We start from the raw sequence: 16,817 nt of genomic DNA on the forward strand, positions 1-16,817 counted from the left end.
AGGAAATGTATTCAGTTAGTATCAAGAATTCGGTTTTTGAGGTAGAAAAATCAAAAGAAAAGGTAGCTGTAAACGGGAATATCCTTGATTGGGACATTTCTGAAATTCGAGAAGGCCATTACCATGTCCTCTACAATAGTCAATCATTCAACCTTGAATTGGTCAGTCTGGATGCAGAAACCAAAACAGTAAAACTCAAACTTAACAACAAACTCTGTGAGGTAACGATCAAAGATAAATTTGACCTCTTGCTAGAAAAACTTGGAATGAACAACCTAAAGAGTCAAACTGCCAAGGAAATAAAAGCTCCTATGCCCGGGCTTATATTTGATATCAAAGTCAAAGAAGGTGATGAGGTAAAAAAAGGAGATGCAGTATTGATTCTAGAGGCCATGAAAATGGAGAACATCTTGAAATCCCCCGGAGACGGAACCGTCAAAGCCATCAAAATAAAAAAAGGACAAAGCGTGGAGAAAAATCAGGTCCTGATCCAATTTTAAGAAGTCATGGGTTTAGATTTCTAATGGAAGGCTTTATATTTGTCGGATTTATCAATTTACCAACCTGATTGAGTTAGCTCTTTTTCACATTTAAAAACCAACAATGAAGTACAAAAGGATATTGCTGAAACTAAGCGGAGAGGCGCTGATGGGAGAAAAAAACTACGGGATTGACTCCAAAAGACTTGAACAATATGCCCAAGAAATCCGACGAGTCAAGGACTTGGGAGTAGAAATCGCAATTGTCATCGGAGGAGGCAATATTTTTAGAGGAGTTCAGGCAGAAAATGCCGGAATCGACCGGGTTCAGGGTGATTACATGGGAATGCTTGCCACATTGATCAATGCAATGGCTCTTCAAAGCGCACTTGAGCAGGGAGGCATGTACACCAGATTGATGTCAGGTATCAAAGTTGAAAGTGTATGCGAGCCATTTATCAGGAGAAGAGCAATCCGTCACCTGGAAAAAGGCAGAATTGTCATTTTCGGAGCAGGTATCGGCAACCCGTATTTTACTACTGACTCGACCGCAGCTTTAAGGGCAATAGAAATCGAAGCTGATGTGGTCCTTAAAGGAACCCGGGTAGATGGAGTCTATACAGCAGATCCTGAAAAAGACAAAAACGCAACCAAATACAGTTCGCTTTCCTATCAGGAAGCTTACGAAAAAAACCTCAATATCATGGACATGACGGCGTTTACCCTTTGTCAGGAAAACAACTTGCCAATCATCGTTTTTGACATGAACAAACCTGGCAATCTTGACAAAATTGTCATCGGAGAAGATATCGGAACATTAATCACTTCAAACTAATACAGACAAAACTATGGAAGAAATTCAGCTGTACCTGGAAGAAGCCAAAGAATTGATGCAAAAAGCGGTCAACCACACAGTTGCTGAACTGTTAAAAATCAGGGCCGGTAAAGCAATGCCTAACCTATTGGATGGAATCATGGTCGCTTATTACGGCTCTCCGACGCCACTTCAGCAAGTAGCTTCCGTGACAACTCCGGATGCAAGAACCCTCACCATCAAGCCTTGGGAAAGAAACCTGATCAACGAAATCGAAAGGTCTATCATCAATTCTGACCTTGGCCTTGCTCCACAAAACAATGGGGAAATCATCATCCTGACGATTCCGCCTATGACCGAGGAAAGGAGAAGAAACCTTGTGAAGCAAGCAAAAAACGAATGTGAATCAGGAAAAATCTCTATCAGAACAGTAAGGAAAGAAACAAACGAATCACTGCGAAAACTTCAGAAAGAAGGAGCATCTGAGGATGAAATCAAAAGAGCGGAAGATTCGGTCCAAAAATTCACGGATAGTTATTCCGCCAAAATAGATGAACTTCTTGTGAAGAAAGAACATGAGATCATGACTGTTTGATCGAAGATAAATTTATATAAAAAGGCTTCCTGTGATGACAAGAAGCCTTTTTGCGTTTGTAGTAAACCTGATCTATACTTTAATTATAAAATATTTTTCACTAACTCCACCAACTTCTTCCCTGCTTTATTTGCAGTAGCCACAACGTCAGCATGGGTAAATTCTTTGGCAACTTTTGGAATACTTTCATTGGTTATCACTGATATCCCCAAAACTTTTAAGCCCATATGGTTGACGGCGATCACTTCGGGAACCGTACTCATCCCGACAGCATCTCCCCCAATAATTCTACAATACCTGATTTCAGCTTTGGTCTCCAGCTTTGGCCCCTGCAATCCGATATAAGTTCCGGTTCTTAGCTTGACCCCCAATCTAATGGCCGCGGACTTTGCCTTTTCCAACCAGTCCAGATCAAATGGTTCGCTCATATCAGGAAACCTCGGACCAAACTCTTCACTGTTTTTTCCACGCAAGGGATTTTCCGGGAGCAGACTGATCATATCTTCAATGAGCATCAAATCCCCTACTTCAAAATCTTCATTTAATCCCCCGGCAGCATTGGTGATGACCAATCTTTTGATACCGATCAACTTCATCACCCGCAAGGGAAAAACCACATCTGCCATGTCGTAACCTTCATAATAATGAAAGCGACCGTTCATTGCCAAAACGGCCACACCTTCCAAATCTCCAAAAATCAAATCCCCACCATGACCTTCGACGGTCACAACAGGAAAGTGGGGAATCTCCGAGTAAGGAATCCTTTTCTCAATGTCGATTTCATCCACCAATCCTCCAAGACCTGAACCCAAGATGATGGCAGTCTCGGGGAATTCGATAATCTGTGATTTCAAAAAATCAACTGCAGCCTGTTCTTTTATCATAGCATTGAGTGAATCAGATAGCCAATGTCAAAGTGATTTTACCAATTCCCGTATGATCAGACTCATCCCCGGTTCGGCCTTGGCAGCTCCCGCCAAGACTTCTGCGAGGCTGATTTTCCTGACCTTTCCGGGAGAGCAAAGGTCTGTAATTGCGGATATGGCAAAAACAGGCAATTCCATATGTCTCGCTACGATGACTTCAGGAATCGTACTCATACCGATAGCATCACCACCTATCGTCCTGAGGTATTTGTATTCCGCTTTGGTTTCGAGATTTGGCCCCTGCACAGCAGCATAGACTCCCTGATGGACGATTAGCCCATTGTCAACAGCGATATCCAAACCTTTTTTGACCAAAGACAGGTCATAGGGTTCGGACATATCCGGAAACCTCACCCCAAATGTATCAAGGTTTTTGCCTCGGAGGGGGTTTTCGGGAAAAAGATCAATATGGTCATTGATGATCATGAGTTCTCCGATGTTGTAATCAGGATTTAAACCTCCTGCTGCATTGGAAACAAAAAGATGTCCGATCCCCAATTTTTTCATCACACGGACCGGAAAGGTCACTTCCTTCATGGAATAACCTTCATAATAATGAAATCTTCCCTGCATGGCGACCACGGACTTCCCCGACAACTTCCCAAAAATTAATTTTCCCTTATGGCTTTCTACCGTGGAAACAGGGAAAAATGGTATTGTATCATAGGACACTTCCAATTCAATCTCAATATTTTGGATCAATTGTCCCAAGCCAGTACCTAGAATAATACCCACTTGAGGTGTTTTAAGAAATAATTTTTTGATATAGTCAAAAGCAAAATCGATTTGCTCTGAATACGAAAGAGTGGATGCTGAATTCATATTTTAAAATTTCCCCAAGGTAGGAATTCTTGAGCTATTGGGAACCTAACCCGGTCTGACAAAAATAAGGAATAGAAACAATTGAGATAAAGATTCCAATTAACCTGAAAGCGTTTTCGAATGAAAATATGGAGTCGGATTAAAACTCCGGTTGATTTAAAATTATACCAGAGAAAAATATTTTTTACAACCCTACCAACCATTTCCCAAGTACCTTCCGTAATGGTTCAAATTCAAAAATTTTATGTTCCACAAAACTGAAAACAACATGTTAAAGAAAATTTTAATGGCTTCCATTTTTATGGGAATTATCAGTGGATGCCAACAGGAAGAAGGATTGCCAGTAGAGGATTTAACCGTCACTGAAATAACCGAGGTTGACCTTCCTTTATCCGCAACGACTTTTATTACAGAAAATTTTGAAGGAGAGGTGGTAACTTCCGCTTTTCGGATTACCGACGGAAAGGAAGTTTCATTTGAAGCGAATCTCACCAATCAGATGAATTTGGTGTTTTCCGAAAATGGCCGGATCCAAGCATTCGGGGAAGATGGCGCGGAAGTGGACTGCGAAGGAAGACACAGGAGACGAGGTGGTTTTGGCCGTCCTCCGAGAAAGCCGGGAGAAGATGGACCTAAACCAAATGTTATCGATCCTGCTGATTTGCCGGATGCTGCTAAAGAATACTTGAGGGAAAATTACTCAGAAAATGAAATAATTAAGGTCATTTTCATTGAGAGGGAGGCGCTGAATCAATACCATGTCCTTGTCAAGGAAATAGGGATCGTGATTTTCGATGCAGATGGGGCGTTTTTGAAATTGAGGGAAAGACCTGTAAGGATCTGCGCCAATTTCCAAAAAATTGAAATTGAAGACCTTCCGGAAAGCATTACTTCCTACATCGCGGAGAATTATCCCGACAATGAAATATTAAGGGCACGCAAGGGTACGAGAAAAGGAGAAGTTGAAATTCATGTCTTGGTGGCCGGCATAGGCGCTTTGATTTTTGATGAAAGCGGCGAGTTTATTGAATTGAAAACCTGTGGAATGCATAAAGGATAAGTATATATTTGGTTTGGCTTTGACTCCGGGGGTCGAAATGTTCCCGGAGTCATTTCAACATTTCGAATGACAGAAGAGGAAAAGCACTTGATTTTGGGATGCAAGTCCAACCAGAGAAATGCACAAGCAGCGTTTTATAGGAAATATTATGGCTTTGCCATGAGTATTTGTCTGAGGTATTCCCACTCCAGGGCCGAAGCCGAAGAAATGATCAATGATGGCTTTTTAAAGGTATTTACCAACATAGAGGCCTACAATCCTGAACTGGAAATCAAAGCATGGATGAACAGGATTTTTGTCAATACGGCCATAGATCATTTCAGAAAGAATAAAAAACATTACTTCCAGGATGATATCGATCAGGCATACGAGGTGTCAAGCGGATCTGAAGATGCATTGGAAGCGCTTTCGGCAGAGGAAATTATGGAGCTGGTTCAAGGTCTTTCACCTTCTTATAAAATCACCTTCAACCTCTATGTCATGGAAGGATTCAAACATCATGAAATAGCCGAGATACTTGGGATTTCTGAAGGGACATCTAAATCCAACCTGTCTATCGCAAGGGCAAAATTAAAGCGGGCAATTTTGGAAAAATCCAATTAAAGAAAAATGGAAAAGTTTGATAAAATAATTAAAGACAAGTTACAATCTTATCCTACTGAGGAAAAGCCAAATGATAATGCCGTATCAAACATGATGGATATGCTTGATCAGGCGCTTCCTTTGGATTCCAAAACCCGAATCCTAAATCCCCTAGCTGACAACAAAAAACCAATTCACATTGTCTATAAAATCGCAGCCTCATTGACCTTAATTGTCATTTCCCTTTATGCCCTGATCGCATTCAATGAGGTAACTGTCGAGGTGGGCAAAATGGCATTTGAAAAAGTGGAATTGCCTGACCGATCTATCGTCCATATGAATGCTGACTCCAGAATCGCTTACAATAAATTTTTATGGAATTTCAGCAGAAAAGTAACCTTTGAGGGAGAAGGATTCTTTGAAATCCAAAAAGGTGAAAAATTCGAAATCTATTCCACTTTAGGAACTACTCAAATCCTGGGCACGAGCTTTAATATTTATTCCCGTCCGGGAAAATATGAAGTGGAATGCCTTAGCGGCAAAGTAGCTGTCACTTCCAATGCCACCCAGAAAAAAGTGGAACTCTTACCGGGTGACGGGGTGGTTTTAAACCAATCTGATCTGCAGTCTTATTCCCTTTCCACTCCAACAAGCCCCACATGGCTCAAAGGTGAATTTTATTTTGAAGAGGAGAATGTTGAAGATGTCATCTCAGAATTAGAAAGACAATTTGACCTTGAAATCTCGTTTCCCGAGGAATTAAAAAATCAAAAGTATACAGGCTACTTCGACAATAAGGACCTGGACAAAGCACTCAAATTGGTTTGTGAACCTTTGGGTTTACAGTACGTCCGCAACGGCAATTCATTGGAATTTACATTTACCAAATAAACCTCCAAATCAATATATCATCTAAATCCAAAACACTGATATCCGCTTCCCCTTAGGGCTTGTTGTCTCTACAACAAAATGAGTTTCAATCATCGAAAACCCGCATGCTGAGAACCCTCTTTCCTGTCCTTTTTTTTATTCTAATTACCAATGTTACATTGGCAAATCGGGCAACTGTGGTCAATGAGGAATTCAGAAATGTTCCTCTCAAAGACGTCATTCAGGTTTTGAAAAGAAACTACCGACTCAAGGTCGCTTTCAGTGACAAAAATGTCCGGGATGTTTTGGTCAATGTAAACATCCAGAATCTTTCTATTGAGGAAGCTTTTGTGAAGATTTTGGAAAATACAAACCTTGGCTTTGAACTGATAGATGAGAATACCATCATCATCAAAAAGCTAAAACAACAGCAAAATGAACCGCTTGCACTCTCTGAATTTTCAGGAGTCATAAGTGATGCCATGACAGGTGAAAACTTACCTCACGCGGTGGTTTGGAATGAGGAAAACCAAACTAACTTTCTTTCAAATGAGGAAGGTTATTTTTTTATTTCAGATACCAGAAAAATCAACAAGATCCGTGTTTCCTATCTTGGATATCAGGATACTGTTCTCGTACTCAGCGAACAAAACCAACATAAAAGATTACAGATTGGGCTAAAAGCCAAGGTGACAGAGCTGGCGGAATACATCCTTGCAGATCAGGAAATTGACCATTTCAGCACCGGAGGTCAGGCGGGCAAAATCACTTACAACCCCATCAATGCGAGACAGACTCCCTCCGTGGGAGAGGTGGATGTATTGAGATCTCTTCAGTTATTGCCCGGGGTGAATGCGACCAATGAAATTTCTTCCGGACTCAATATAAATGGCGGGACCAACAACCAAAATCTGTTTTTATTCGATGGATTCACCGTCTATCACGTCGACCATTTTTTTGGGTATTTCAGCGCTTTTAATCCTTATGCGATCAAGTCTTTGAGACTTTACAAAGGCGGTTTTGAAGCCAAATATGGTGGCAGGGCGTCAAGTGTGGTCGATATTTCGGGAAAGGATGGCAACCGAAATGAGACAAAAGGCTCCTTGGGATTTAATTTGCTCAGCGTCAATACGTCCCTGGAAGTCCCCTTGTCTGACAAAGGCGCCACTTTATTCTTTTCGGGTAGAAGGTCTTACACTGATGTGTGGTCTTCTTCGCTGTTTGAGGATATTTTTTCCATTTTCGAGAGCAGCATAACTGAAGGCCCGCGGGGTCCTTTATTCCCGCGGACGATCCAATCCGAGGTAAAACCTGATTTTTACTATTCAGATATCAACTTCAAAATATCTTCCAAAGTAGGCGCCAAAAATCAAATTTCATTTAGCTTTTATGACAGCAATGATCTGCTGAACTATACGGAAAATTCACAGGTAAATTTTAGAGACACCCTTTCAGTGTCAACAAAAAAGCTGGGGGTAATAAACTGGGGAAACGTGGGAACCTCCCTGAATTTTTCCAGACAATGGAACAGCAGCAATCATACAAGCGCTCTTATTTCTTATTCATTTTATGAAAGCACTTTTCAGGAAATCGCAACTTCTGACGTCAAATCATCTAGTCAGGGTATTTTCCAGACGGTAGAATCACAGAATCAGCTCAATAATATCGAGGATTTTACCATCAAACTCGATCATGAATGGACCCTTGGAAATTCGAGCACCATCGAAACAGGAATATCAGGTTCTCTGTATAACAATCAGCTGGAATATGTGGCAAATGATTCCTTGTTGGTAGACAAATCCGAGCTAAACGAATACCTTTTGGCACATTATTTACAAGGGACTTTTGTCTTGAGCCCTAGCTTCTCCATCTCTCCGGGACTTCGCAGCAGCTATTTTTCTTCCACGGGGAAAATTTATTTTGAGCCCCGATTTTCATTTATCCATAAGCTTAATGAGTCCCTTCAATTAAAGGGAGCGACAGGAATTTATAACCAGTTTATCAACCAATCCAATACCAAGAATGTCCTGGAGGGAAGCCGTGATTTCTGGATTTTGGCCAATGGCAAGAATGTTCCGGTTCAGCTAGCTTGGCATGGCTTGTTGGGGATTGAATATGCGGTAAACAAAAACCTTTTCACTTTAAGTTTATTCCAAAAGAACTTCAATGGATTGATGGAATACGCGTTTAGAAACGGGAGCCTGATTACCCAATTTGAAGACCAAAACAGGATTTTCACCTCAGGAGACGGGGTAGCCAAAGGTGTGGAAATGATGGTAAAAAGAGATTTGGGAAATTTTTCAAGTTGGGTGACCTATACACTGTCTCAGGTAAAATATACCTTTCCAAGGATAAATCAGGGTAGGGCCTTTTTTGCAGACCACGATCAGCGTCACGAGATCAATTGGTTTGGGGTATATGCTTTCAAGAATTTTGAGTTTTCGGCTACTTGGATTTATGGTTCAGGAAAGCCGTTTTCCTCCTTTGAGGAGGTTGTCACCAGGCCATCAAATTCCCAAAATGGTCCTCAGATAATTCAGATACAGATTCCTGAACGGAATGGCGAAAGATTGCCGGCATACCATAGGTTGGATGTAAGTGCGAGGTATTTTCTAGATCTTGGCAAGTCCAGGGCCAATGTTTCATTGGGTATTTTTAACCTCTACAACAGAGAAAACATTCTCGACACCAAAGTTTCAGTGGTCGCTCCCCGTGACAGGAGGAACAACAGGGACCAAATTCTTGCGACAACTTATGTGCCGCTGATGGGAATTACGCCAAATGTTTCTTTTGAGATCAATTTCTAGAGAAACCAATTTTTTCTATACCGGGGCACTTTGTGATGAAAACTGGGTCAAGTGATTTTTAGCGTCAAAAAGTCAAGTATGTCAATTCTCTAATAATCCTTTTCTTAGGTATTTTCTTTACGTTTCTTCCTCGTGTCACTTTTTGTCTTATCACATAAATTAACCAAAAAAGACAGTACTCTTTATTGTGACGGGAAAAGGAAATGATCTTGGCTATGTTACAATATAGTATACTCAGGTATACAAAAAATACTAGCGCCTCGTATCGGAAATTTAAAAAAGTGGGTTCATTTTTTATGTCTGGGGTAGGGAAATCCTGATATACTGGGCTTTAAGCCATGTTCCCACGCCATTCTCCGCCAAGAACATAACATAGGTATGTTATTTGATTATTTTATGGCATTATCAACCTAAATTGTTTAATCATGAAAAATTATACATTACGTTCAATCGGCTTTCTTATCCTTTCCCTATTCGTATTCACCGGCTGTAGTGTCATAGGCGATATCTTTGAAATGGGAATCTGGGTAGGAATAATTCTGGTAATTTTGGTAGTGGTGCTTGTCATTTGGATTATAAAAAAGTTATTGTAACCAAGAACTATCATCAGGAGCAATATTCTAATATTCCATTTTTTGAGCTGATCAATTGCATTTTATTTACGGCAGACTTTGTTTTTACGGTATAATTGTGTCGGCACGTTAGGAGCAATTCGTGATTGGATTTTTACAAAATCCGTTAATTCTGGGAATTTGAATTAAAAATACCACTAAATAAAAAGGTGAATATACATCCCGACAAGTATTGGGGATACACCTAGCTGATGATTTCGAACCCTTTTCTTTGCGTCATTGCGTCTTTGCGAGACATAATTTTCCGACTTTACGAGAAACATGCGACTTTGTCGTCTTTGTACCTTCGTGGGAAATACCTCCTTTGATTTTAAACATTCCTGAAACTTATTGACTTTCTAGATTGTATTTACCTCAAATCCACAGAAAGCACCCTTTTCATGATCAAAATCATCGTCGGTACCAACCGCAGAAATTCCGTCTCAGAAAAAATAGCATTGATATATCAGGATCTTTTGGCCAAAATGGATACGCCATCGGAGATTTTATTACTGGAAGAATTACCGCATGATTTTATTTTTTCGGCCCTTTACAACAACAACGGCAAAAATGAGGGCTACAATAGCTTTCACCAAAAAGTCAAAGAAGGGACGAAGTTTGTCTTCGTCGTACCGGAATACAACGGCTCTTTCCCTGGGATCTTGAAAGGATTTATAGACGGGATGACTTATCCCAATTCTTTCCGTAATAAAAAATGTGCCTTGGTCGGCATTTCATCTGGAATTGGCGGGGGTGGCATCGCTTTGAGCCACCTCACCGACATCTTCCATTACGTGGGTATGCATGTACTTGCCCTCAAGCCCAAACTAGCCAAGATCGAGGACAATATGTCAGATAACCTGCTCACCAACAGGCTGTACATGGAATTACTCCATACCCAGGCAGAAATGTTGATTAACTTTTAGAGTTAATCGACATTGTCATGCAAAAACCTGTTGTTCTTCAGAAATTCATTTTCGTCAGTCAGGTTATACCTTGAGATGCTTCTTTCAGAACTGTGCTGTACCTCAGCCAATTTTACTTCTTTTCTGAGGTAAGCAGGAGTTTCCAATTTATCTTTGAATTCCTCAGGATGCTGGTTATAAGTCTTGATGCTTTTCAGCTTTTCAAAACGCTCATGCGCCCTTTGGATCGCTTTCAGCTTCAATTGCTCATAGTAATCATTGCTATGTGCAGGCTTTGCCTCCTCTTTTTCAACAGCTTTCGGAGCTTCTTCTTTGATTTCTTCCTCCGTATCCAAGGTGAAAACTACTTTTTTCACTTCAGGTTTTGCAGGAACAAACTCGAACTGAGGTTCCATTTCTTCCTCTTTGTCTTCAATTACCGGAGCAGGTGCTTCTACCTTTGGTTTGATATCTTCAGGCTTGCTTTCATTAGCTGGGGTAAACAAAGGCTTGTTGAAAGTAAAAGTGAAAGTCTGACCGGGTGCTGGAGTCGCATCTTCTTCCACTTTGGAAGTCTTGCCGGATTCGAGGTCTATTACTTTTTTGCTGTTGTCCTCTTCAATTACAGCAGGAACAACCACTTCTTCCTTCTTACCTGAAGGTGAAGCTGTGGTCAACTTGTCCATTTCAAAACCTGTGGCAATGACTGTAACTCGGATACCTTTGCTCAGTTCAGAGTCGATACCCTGACCGAAAATCACCTCAGCATCGTCCCCGGCTCTTTCTTGGATGTATTCGGTGATTTCGCTCAACTCGTCCATGGAGAGTTCATCGTCCTCGCCGGACATAATAGAAAGCAATATTTTCTGAGCGCCTTTGATGTCAACATTGTTCAACAACGGTGAAGCTATGGCTTTTTCGGCAGCGCGGATGGCACGTCCTTCACCTTCTTCGGTAGCGGAACCCATCACGGCAGCGCCGGCATTTTTCATGACTGTTTTCACATCTTCGAAATCCACGTTGACATCCTGATGGATGGTGATGATTTCGGCGATAGACTTGGCGGCAGTTGTCAATACGTTATCAGCTTTGGCAAAGGCCGAACGAATAGCAAGGTTGCCATAGATTTCTCTCAATTTGTCATTGAGGATGACCAAAACGGTATCACAGCTTTCTTTCAGCGCTTCGATTCCTTGCTGCGCGGCGATCATTTTCTTTCTTCCTTCAAAAACAAAAGGAGCGGTAACGATACCTACGGTAAGGATGTCCATGTCCTTGGCGATTTTGGCTATCACCGGTGCTGCACCTGTACCTGTACCTCCACCCATGCCGGCCGTGATAAATACCATCTTGGTATTGTCTGAAAGCAATTCTCTAATGTCTTCTTTGCTTTCCAATGCAGCGCTTTTCCCTTTTTCAGGATTGGCACCTGCCCCTAGTCCTTCGGTCAGGTTGGCACCCAACTGAAGTCTCAATGGAACCGGACTGCTTTTCAAAGCCTGGGCGTCGGTATTGACCACGACGAACTCCACGTCCTTGATTCCTTGGTTGTACATATGGTTCACAGCATTGGAACCACCTCCTCCAACACCAATCACCTTGATGATTGATTTATGGTTTTTTGGAAGATCAAATTTGTAATCTTTCATGTTATCTGACATTTTTTATCTATTGGTGAAAATATTTTTCTTTTTAGTATGGTTTTTGTAAGAAAGGGAAGCAGAAGACAAAGTCTTCTACCTCCCTAGTATGATAAGCCCTAGTAATTATTGTCATCATGAATATCATTGGTGATGATATCCTTCAATTTCTTACCTATACTGGAGAAAATGTTCGGGCCAAACTCAGTTTTAACGGGTTTGGCCTGTATTTTTTGGGAGTTGGCATTACCGCTTTCTTTTCTAAGTCTATATAAATTTTCTCTTTCGTCGAGTGATTTGAACCCCGCCAATACCAATCCTACAGAGGTAGCATACATCGGACTTTTCACTTCTTCGATTTTGGATTTGCCCAAATGCTCATTTGGATAGCCGATCCTGGTATCAAGCCCGGTCATATATTCAAAAAGTTGAGAAACTCCCTGAAGCTGTGAACCGCCTCCCGTGAGGACTATTCCACCGGTGAGTTTTTTGTAATGGCCGCTTGCTACCAATTCATTTTGTACGTACTCAATGATTTCTTCCATCCTTGCCTGAATGATGGCTGCGAGGTTTTTGATAGAAATCTCCTTAGGCTGTCTGTTGCGAAGTCCGGGAATAGACACGATTTCATTAGGATTGGCTTCTTCGGCGATTGCTTTTCCAAATTTGGTTTTGAGCAATTCAGCCTGGTGGTGAAGGACCATGCAACCTTCCTTGATATCGGCAGTGATGATATTTCCTCCCAACGGAATGACCGCAGTATGACGGATGATATTGTCGTAGAAAATTGCAATGTCTGTTGTACCGCCACCTATATCTACCAAGCAAACCCCGGCTTCTTTGTCCTGCTCGCTAAGTACAGACAAAGAACTCGCCAATGGCTCAAGGATCAGGTCCTGAGAAATCAGATTGGCACGCTTCACGCAACGGTTGATGTTATTGATGGCTGTTGTTTGGGCAGTGATGATATGGAAATCAGCCTCAAGTCTTGAACCGGACATCCCAACAGGATCTTTGATCCCATCCTCATAATCCACAATGTAGTCCTGTGGCATGACGTGGATGATGGTATTTCCCGGAGGCACGACGATGTTTTCCATGTCGTTGGAAAGTCTCCTGACATCATCCACGGTGATTTCATCCTGATTGGGCTGACGGATAATGACGCCATGGTGGATTGTGCTGCGGATATGCTGACCTGCAATCCCGACGATCACTTCCCCGATATCCACATCCGCCATATCAGACGCATCCTGCATAGCCTTTTGGATGGCGTTCACAGTCTTGTCAATGTTGGTGACAATCCCACGAATGACCCCATCAGAAACGGCTTTGCCCATGCCCAATACTTCAAGCTTCCCAAACTCGTTTTTGCGACCGATGATCGCGCAGATTTTGGTAGTTCCGATGTCAAGTCCTACAATCAATTTGTTATTTTCCATAGCGATTTCAATTATTCACAAACAATCTGGCCCTTATATTTTACACTCACTCTGCTGTATGCATTCCATCCTTTTGCTGGGATGATCTCCTCATAAAACAGGTTTATCTTTTCAAATTTTTCTTCTAAATCCTTGGCTTCCCCAAACTCGATGACCTGCTTGCCTACCTGCTGGTAAAGTTTGATGTCGGTCTTCCGGGAAATATCCATCCCGGAAATCTGTGCTTTCCAAAACTCATCTTCATTGATGAAGTTGATCATGGCCATCAAGTCACTGTGGCTTTCTGAAATGTCCTGCAGCTTCAAAAGATTTTCAGCATATGCGCCTTCCAATGTCATCACCCTTGTGGTATAAGAATTGGAAGTCGGTAAGATCTTGCCTTCTGTAGAAATGTATCCGTCCGCTGCACTTGGTCTAACAATCCTAGCAATCGGGATATGCTGGGTGATTTCTACCATCACATGTCCTTTTGGATCGGCGAATACTTCTGCATTGCTGACAAAAGCATAGGTTTCTACCTTTTTTTCAATCTTATTCAAATCCACTTCCTGCATGGAAACTCCTTTTTGCATCAATGGAAATTCAGTCTGGATATTTTTCAAAATGTCCTTTTCATTCACGAAATAGACATCTGCAATTCCCTTGACCCTGATCTCAATGCCGGTGAATACCTTTTCGGAATCCTTTTTCTCTACAAATCCTATAAAGCCAATCAAAACCAAGGTTAAAGCGGCGAAAATCAACGATTTTTTGATCCTAAACTTTCTCATAGCCCTTTCATCCAGTTTGCGATAGGTGATACCAATCTGTCAATGTCTCCTGCACCGATGGTGACCAATACCTCAGGCTTTGCGGCTTTGAGGTAATCCAACAATCCTTCTTTTGATTGAAGGGATTTTTTGGCGGAAGTGATTCCTTCCAACAGCATCGTTGCATTTACTCCCTCGATTGGGAGTTCCCTTGCCGGATAAATCTCCAGCAATACCACTTCGTCAGCGATAGAAAGGCTTTCTGAAAATCCCGCTGCAAAATCCCTGGTCCTTGTGAAAAGGTGCGGCTGGAAAATTGCCGTCAACTTTTTGTCTGGATACATGGCTTTGACCGATGAAAGGAAAGCGCGGATTTCTTCAGGATGGTGGGCATAATCATCGATAAAAACCCTGTCTTTTTCCTGAAGCCAGATTTCAAATCTTCTTTTAACTCCTTTATAGCTTGCCAATCCTTCTCGGACGGCTTGTTCTTCTATGCCATAATCCAAAGCGACAGTAATGGCAGGCAGGGCATTTTCCACATTGTGAAATCCCGGCATGTACATTTTCAATCCCTTGATTTCCTTGTCTCCACTGACATAATCGAAAGTGAAAGCCGCAGGTCCTGCTACGATATTTTTGGCTTGGATCTCTCCGATGTTGATTCCGTATTGCTTTACGGTAACCGATTTGGATTTCGGAGCTCCTAGTTTTTGGAAGGCCTTTGCATGGATATACAATGACCCGTCGCCAGCAATCAGGTCAATAAATGCCCTGAAGCCATCCATCATCTGTGCGTCATCACCATAGATGTCCAAGTGATCGGGATCGGCACTCGTGACCACAGCCACATTTGGATGAAGGTGCAGGAAAGAGCGGTCAAACTCATCCGCCTCCACAACTACTGTGGCGTCTCCACTTTCCTCATCATGGAGGATGAGGTTGGAATTGTAATTTTGTGTCAAGCCACCTAAAAAGGCAGCGATATTTTTTCCACCCGATTTCAAAAGGTGAGCGACCATGGAAGAAGTTGTCGTCTTGCCGTGTGTTCCCGCTACGGCTATTGTCGGAAGGTCAGCAGTGATCATCCCGAGAACTGCAGCTCTTTTTTTGATGCTGTAGCCGTTGTTTTGGAAGAAGTTCAGTTGGAGAGAATCCTTTGGCATCGCCGGAGTCCAAATGACCAAAGTATGGACTTTGTCATAGCGGATCCTGGAAGGAATATTTTCCAAAGTATCTTCGAAAACAATCTCCATTCCCTCTGCCATCAATGCATCTGTCAATGGAGAAGGGGTACGGTCATAGCCGGAGACTTTGATGCCGACATGGTTAAACCACCTCGCCAAAGCACTCATGCCGATGCCACCTATTCCAAGGAAATGGACGCTATGTAGGTTTTTCAGATTCATTGAATGATGCTTTCCAATACTTTTACAATTTCTTCGGCAGCTTTTGGCTTGGCCAGTTTCTTTATATTTTCACTCAATGACCGGACTTTGTTAGCGTCAGCCATAAGTTGGTTTACTGTCGATTTCAATTTCCCGACTGCTTCGCTGTCCTTCAATAGGACCGCTGCATCTGCCTGCACAAAGGCCATGGCATTTTTGGTCTGATGGTCTTCAGCCACATTGGGAGAAGGGATAAATACTACCGGCTTGCCAACAAGGCTGAGTTCAGATACAGAAAGCGCTCCGGCCCTCGATACCACGACATCTGCTGCCGCATAGGCCAAATCCATTTCCCTGATAAATTCTAGGACATGGATGTGTTTCAGTCCGGAAGCCTTTACTTTTTCTGACATTTCGGAGAAGTAGAACTTCCCACTTTGCCAGAGAACTTGATAGCCTTCTTTTTCGAGACCTTCCATATCAGCCAATACTGCTTGATTGATGGTGCGGGCGCCAAGACTTCCCCCCAATACCAACAGGACTTTTTTGTCTTCCTCCAATCCAAAGTGTCGGAATGCTTTTTCCTTTTTTCCATCCAACTGAAGGATATCCTTTCGGACAGGATTCCCGGTATATTGGATTTTATCAGTTGGGAAAAACTTCTCCATCCCCGGATATGCCACGCAAATCTTTTTTGCTTTTTTTGCCAAAATCTTGTTGGTCAATCCGGCATAGGAATTTTGCTCCTGAATCATCGTCGGGATTCCTTTTCCTTGGGAAGCATACAAGAGTGGACCACTTGCATAGCCACCGACTCCGACCACGGCATTGGGTTTGAATGTCTTGAGAAGTTCTTTGGATTTGTTCAGACTTGCCAATAATTTGAAAGGAAAGCTGAGATTGGAGAGGCTGAGACTTCGCTGCAATCCTGCTACTTTGAGTCCTTCGATGCGGTATCCTGCTTCAGGCACTTTTTGCATTTCCATCTTTCCTTCTGCACCGACAAATAGAATCTCCGTCTCAGGATGCTTTTCCATCCAGGCATTTGCGATCGCAAGTGCCGGATAGATGTGGCCTCCTGTGCCTCCTCCGCTGATCATGATTCTATATGGTGTGTGATTTCCCAA

At 42.2% G+C, this 16,817-nt stretch carries 16 protein-coding genes; 9 read left to right on the forward strand and 7 right to left on the reverse strand.

The window, feature by feature from the left end; all coding sequences use genetic code 11:
- The first annotated feature begins 5 nt into the window (after positions 1 to 5).
- From NU887_RS08005 to frr, 3 genes are all read left to right on the forward strand, one after another.
- Entirely contained in the window at positions 6 to 500 is a 495-nt protein-coding gene (locus NU887_RS08005) for an acyl-CoA carboxylase biotin carboxyl carrier protein subunit (RefSeq protein ID WP_258422839.1), read from the forward strand.
- Positions 501 to 603: 103 nt separating this feature from the next.
- Complete coding sequence (pyrH, locus tag NU887_RS08010) at positions 604 to 1,314, forward strand: UMP kinase (RefSeq protein ID WP_258422840.1); 711 nt, start codon at positions 604 to 606, stop codon at positions 1,312 to 1,314.
- A 13-nt stretch (positions 1,315 to 1,327) separates the two neighbouring features.
- On the forward strand, positions 1,328 to 1,888 hold the full coding sequence (gene frr, locus NU887_RS08015; RefSeq protein WP_258422841.1) for a ribosome recycling factor: 561 nt from the start codon (positions 1,328 to 1,330) through the stop codon (positions 1,886 to 1,888).
- An 83-nt stretch (positions 1,889 to 1,971) separates the two neighbouring features.
- Here the strand turns inward: frr and NU887_RS08020 are convergent, their stop codons facing one another.
- Positions 1,972 to 2,772, reverse strand: coding sequence for a purine-nucleoside phosphorylase (locus NU887_RS08020; protein ID WP_258422842.1), 801 nt, complete (start codon positions 2,770 to 2,772; stop codon positions 1,972 to 1,974).
- A gap of 27 nt (positions 2,773 to 2,799) precedes the next feature.
- A complete protein-coding gene (locus NU887_RS08025; RefSeq protein WP_258422843.1) occupies positions 2,800 to 3,636 on the reverse strand; it encodes a purine-nucleoside phosphorylase in 837 nt (278 codons plus the stop codon).
- 268 nt (positions 3,637 to 3,904) lie between these two features.
- Here NU887_RS08025 and NU887_RS08030 point away from each other — a divergent pair, with 268 nt between their 5' ends.
- From NU887_RS08030 to NU887_RS08055, 6 genes are all read left to right on the forward strand, one after another.
- On the forward strand, positions 3,905 to 4,696 hold the full coding sequence (locus tag NU887_RS08030) for a PepSY-like domain-containing protein (protein WP_258422844.1): 792 nt from the start codon (positions 3,905 to 3,907) through the stop codon (positions 4,694 to 4,696).
- A 66-nt stretch (positions 4,697 to 4,762) separates the two neighbouring features.
- The gene (locus NU887_RS08035; protein WP_258422845.1) at positions 4,763 to 5,299 is read left to right on the forward strand and encodes an RNA polymerase sigma factor; all 537 of its coding nucleotides are present in this window, start codon (positions 4,763 to 4,765) and stop codon (positions 5,297 to 5,299) included.
- A gap of 6 nt (positions 5,300 to 5,305) precedes the next feature.
- Positions 5,306 to 6,169, forward strand: a complete 864-nt coding sequence (locus NU887_RS08040; protein WP_258422846.1) for a FecR family protein — start codon at positions 5,306 to 5,308, stop codon at positions 6,167 to 6,169.
- A gap of 104 nt (positions 6,170 to 6,273) precedes the next feature.
- Positions 6,274 to 8,955 (forward strand): TonB-dependent receptor, encoded by a 2,682-nt coding sequence (locus NU887_RS08045; protein WP_258422847.1) that lies wholly within the window; start codon positions 6,274 to 6,276, stop codon positions 8,953 to 8,955.
- 425 nt (positions 8,956 to 9,380) lie between these two features.
- Complete coding sequence (locus NU887_RS08050) at positions 9,381 to 9,548, forward strand: hypothetical protein (RefSeq protein ID WP_258422848.1); 168 nt, start codon at positions 9,381 to 9,383, stop codon at positions 9,546 to 9,548.
- 419 nt (positions 9,549 to 9,967) lie between these two features.
- Complete coding sequence (locus NU887_RS08055; RefSeq protein ID WP_258422849.1) at positions 9,968 to 10,492, forward strand: NADPH-dependent FMN reductase; 525 nt, start codon at positions 9,968 to 9,970, stop codon at positions 10,490 to 10,492.
- 2 nt (positions 10,493 to 10,494) lie between these two features.
- Here the strand turns inward: NU887_RS08055 and ftsZ are convergent, their stop codons facing one another.
- From ftsZ to murG, 5 genes are all read right to left on the reverse strand, one after another.
- Positions 10,495 to 12,120 carry a cell division protein FtsZ gene (gene ftsZ, locus NU887_RS08060; RefSeq protein ID WP_258422850.1) on the reverse strand — a complete coding sequence of 542 codons (1,626 nt, stop codon included), beginning with the start codon at positions 12,118 to 12,120 and terminating at the stop codon, positions 10,495 to 10,497.
- 110 nt (positions 12,121 to 12,230) lie between these two features.
- A complete protein-coding gene (gene ftsA, locus NU887_RS08065; protein ID WP_258422851.1) occupies positions 12,231 to 13,553 on the reverse strand; it encodes a cell division protein FtsA in 1,323 nt (440 codons plus the stop codon).
- A gap of 11 nt (positions 13,554 to 13,564) precedes the next feature.
- Positions 13,565 to 14,323 carry a cell division protein FtsQ/DivIB gene (locus NU887_RS08070; protein ID WP_258422852.1) on the reverse strand — a complete coding sequence of 253 codons (759 nt, stop codon included), beginning with the start codon at positions 14,321 to 14,323 and terminating at the stop codon, positions 13,565 to 13,567.
- Positions 14,320 to 15,711, reverse strand: a complete 1,392-nt coding sequence (gene murC / locus NU887_RS08075; RefSeq protein WP_258422853.1) for a UDP-N-acetylmuramate--L-alanine ligase — start codon at positions 15,709 to 15,711, stop codon at positions 14,320 to 14,322. Before murC ends, NU887_RS08070 begins: the two co-directional genes overlap by 4 nt.
- Positions 15,708 to 16,817: an undecaprenyldiphospho-muramoylpentapeptide beta-N-acetylglucosaminyltransferase gene (murG, locus tag NU887_RS08080; RefSeq protein ID WP_258422854.1), complete on the reverse strand. Its 1,110-nt coding sequence runs from the start codon at positions 16,815 to 16,817 to the stop codon at positions 15,708 to 15,710. The genes murC and murG overlap by 4 nt, the downstream gene beginning before the upstream one ends.

The organism is Aquiflexum gelatinilyticum (assembly GCF_024741135.1).
GTDB lineage: Bacteria > Bacteroidota > Bacteroidia > Cytophagales > Cyclobacteriaceae > Cognataquiflexum > Cognataquiflexum gelatinilyticum.

Bases quoted from the DNA above. Each gene is read 5' to 3' on its own strand.
- NU887_RS08005 (WP_258422839.1), top strand. From the start codon at position 6: ATGTATTCAGTTAGTATCAAGAATTCGGTTTTTGAGGTAGAAAAATCA.
- pyrH (WP_258422840.1), top strand. From the start codon at position 604: ATGAAGTACAAAAGGATATTGCTGAAACTAAGCGGAGAGGCGCTGATG.
- frr (WP_258422841.1), top strand. From the start codon at position 1,328: ATGGAAGAAATTCAGCTGTACCTGGAAGAAGCCAAAGAATTGATGCAA.
- NU887_RS08020 (WP_258422842.1), bottom strand. From the start codon at position 2,772: ATGATAAAAGAACAGGCTGCAGTTGATTTTTTGAAATCACAGATTATC.
- NU887_RS08025 (WP_258422843.1), bottom strand. From the start codon at position 3,636: ATGAATTCAGCATCCACTCTTTCGTATTCAGAGCAAATCGATTTTGCT.
- NU887_RS08030 (WP_258422844.1), top strand. From the start codon at position 3,905: ATGTTAAAGAAAATTTTAATGGCTTCCATTTTTATGGGAATTATCAGT.
- NU887_RS08035 (WP_258422845.1), top strand. From the start codon at position 4,763: ATGACAGAAGAGGAAAAGCACTTGATTTTGGGATGCAAGTCCAACCAG.
- NU887_RS08040 (WP_258422846.1), top strand. From the start codon at position 5,306: ATGGAAAAGTTTGATAAAATAATTAAAGACAAGTTACAATCTTATCCT.
- NU887_RS08045 (WP_258422847.1), top strand. From the start codon at position 6,274: ATGCTGAGAACCCTCTTTCCTGTCCTTTTTTTTATTCTAATTACCAAT.
- NU887_RS08050 (WP_258422848.1), top strand. From the start codon at position 9,381: ATGAAAAATTATACATTACGTTCAATCGGCTTTCTTATCCTTTCCCTA.
- NU887_RS08055 (WP_258422849.1), top strand. From the start codon at position 9,968: ATGATCAAAATCATCGTCGGTACCAACCGCAGAAATTCCGTCTCAGAA.
- ftsZ (WP_258422850.1), bottom strand. From the start codon at position 12,120: ATGAAAGATTACAAATTTGATCTTCCAAAAAACCATAAATCAATCATC.
- ftsA (WP_258422851.1), bottom strand. From the start codon at position 13,553: ATGGAAAATAACAAATTGATTGTAGGACTTGACATCGGAACTACCAAA.
- NU887_RS08070 (WP_258422852.1), bottom strand. From the start codon at position 14,323: ATGAGAAAGTTTAGGATCAAAAAATCGTTGATTTTCGCCGCTTTAACC.
- murC (WP_258422853.1), bottom strand. From the start codon at position 15,711: ATGAATCTGAAAAACCTACATAGCGTCCATTTCCTTGGAATAGGTGGC.